The organism is Rathayibacter sp. AY1G1, from assembly GCF_002932095.1.
Classification (GTDB): Bacteria; Actinomycetota; Actinomycetes; order Actinomycetales; family Microbacteriaceae; genus Rathayibacter.
Genome location: NZ_PSUZ01000058.1, coordinates 1 through 1780, shown reverse-complemented (window position 1 = coordinate 1780; position 1780 = coordinate 1). Strand labels below are relative to the sequence as shown.

Sequence of the window (1780 nt, the reverse complement as noted above, 5' to 3'; positions counted from 1 at the left end):
CTCGCGGTCGCGGAGTCCGCGACCGTCACGTCCGTTCTGCACGAGCACGAGCTGACCCTGGACCAGGCGGCGGTGCTGTTGGAGTTCGAGGACGACGCCGACGCCCGCGCGACCCTGATCGAGGTCGCCATACACGACCCGGCCCGGTTCGAGCACACCGCGCAGACCCTCCGCGACGAGGCCGCGCACCAGGGGCTCCTCGCGGCGACCGCCGCCGAGTACACCGGCAACGTCTTCCAGATCCTCACCCGCTCCGACGCTTACGGCGACCAGGCGACGTGGACGCCGGTGCGGCAGCTGCGTGGCGAGGACGGGAAGAGCGTCACCCCCGAGCAGGTCGCCGTCGCTTCCGGCCGTGGAGTGCTCATCGACACCAGCTGGCGCGGCGAGGTCGAGGTCACGCTCCTCGTCCAGGCCCGACCGCCGCCGGATTCACCTACGCCTACGGAGCCCCCGAGCAACCGCAGACCGAGGAGGAGCGTGCTGCGAAGTCCGCGGAGCGGAAGGTTCTCATCGCCAACAACAAGGCGTGGAACGCGGCCGAGAAGGTGCGCCGCGAGTGGATCGCGACGTTCCTCGCCCGCAAGACCCTCCCCAAGGACGCGGATCGCGTCATCGCCCTCGGTCTCACCGCTCACCGGTTCGCCGTGTCCTCCGGGATGACGGGCGGCAGCGACCTCGCGCACGCGCTGCTGCGCATCGAGCGCCCCTCCGGCTACCGCGCCGACGCCCTCGCAGCGCTGGTCGAGGCGAACCCCGCGAAGGCCTGCCTGGTCGCGCTGGCCGTCGTGCTCGGAGGCCAGGAGGCGCACACGAGCAAGGAGTCCTGGCGCCGCGGCGACAAGCGCACGGCCGAGCACTTCCGCCAGCTCGCGGCCTGGGCATACGCGCTCTCCCCGGTCGAGCAGGTCGTCACCGGCGACAGCACCCCCGCCGACGCCGCAGGACTCAGCTAGCCCACCCGGCGGGGACCGGCTCGCACCGGTCCCCGCCCCTCCTCTTCTGCCACTGCTGCACAGGAAGGCCCGACCATGACCACCACGACCACCGCACCCCGCCCCGCCCACCGCTTCGACCCGTACCAGGAGTGATCGACCTCGAAATCGGATCGCTCCGCTCCCAACTCGGCGCCCGCGGTCAGCCGAAGCACCAGCATCGCCTGCACGATCCACCTCACCCGGAAAGGGGACTTAGTTAGACCGTCTAGAAAATCTAGGCTGTGACCGCTCGATCGGCGATCCCTGGCTGCTGGTCGTTCGAGGTTGGCGCGCGTTCGGCCAACCGGCAGCGAGGGGTGCACCGACCCGAACGGTTGCACCCCTCGCTGTAATTGTGAAGCCACCAGAGCCCGTTGACGAGAGGGCCCGGAGGCGCCGAGACATTCTCGAGGGTCGATGCCGGTGAGGGTCAGGCGAAAGCGCTGCCCGCCAGCGGATGCGCGAGCAGGATCCCCGCGATGAGGACGAGTGCGGCGCTCGGCAGCACGAACTCGACGGGGCGTTTTCCGTGGCGGCTCAGCGCGGAGGGCGCCAGATGGATGAGCACGCCGACCGTGAGCAGGGCGGCGCACGTGAGAAGACCCCATCCGCCGATGAAGAGCAGACTGACTCCCGGGCCACCCGACTCGGGGATCCCGTACCAGACGGCGTCCGCGATCCAGAGTGTCGCGGCGGCGACGCCGGTTGACGCGAGAGCGACCCAGGACACAACGGAGCTAGAGCCGGTCGAGGTCGATCTCCTGGTGTCCACCTGCCGAACGCTAGGGCAGCCGACGGCGCTG

General features: G+C 70.3%; 3 protein-coding genes. 1 reads left to right on the top strand and 2 read right to left on the bottom strand.

Going from position 1 to position 1780, the window contains the following annotated elements; all coding sequences use genetic code 11:
* On the bottom strand, positions 1-189 hold a 189-nt coding region (locus tag C5C36_RS17185; RefSeq protein ID WP_146085370.1), incomplete at its 3' end, for a hypothetical protein.
* A gap of 359 nt (positions 190-548) precedes the next feature.
* Here C5C36_RS17185 and C5C36_RS17180 point away from each other — a divergent pair.
* Positions 549-956 (top strand): hypothetical protein, encoded by a 408-nt coding sequence (locus C5C36_RS17180; RefSeq protein WP_104310113.1) that lies wholly within the window; start codon positions 549-551, stop codon positions 954-956.
* A 451-nt stretch (positions 957-1407) separates the two neighbouring features.
* Here C5C36_RS17180 and C5C36_RS17175 read toward each other — a convergent pair whose 3' ends face one another.
* A complete protein-coding gene (locus tag C5C36_RS17175; RefSeq protein WP_146081495.1) occupies positions 1408-1749 on the bottom strand; it encodes a hypothetical protein in 342 nt (113 codons plus the stop codon).
* Between the last annotated feature and the right edge of the window lie 31 nt (positions 1750-1780).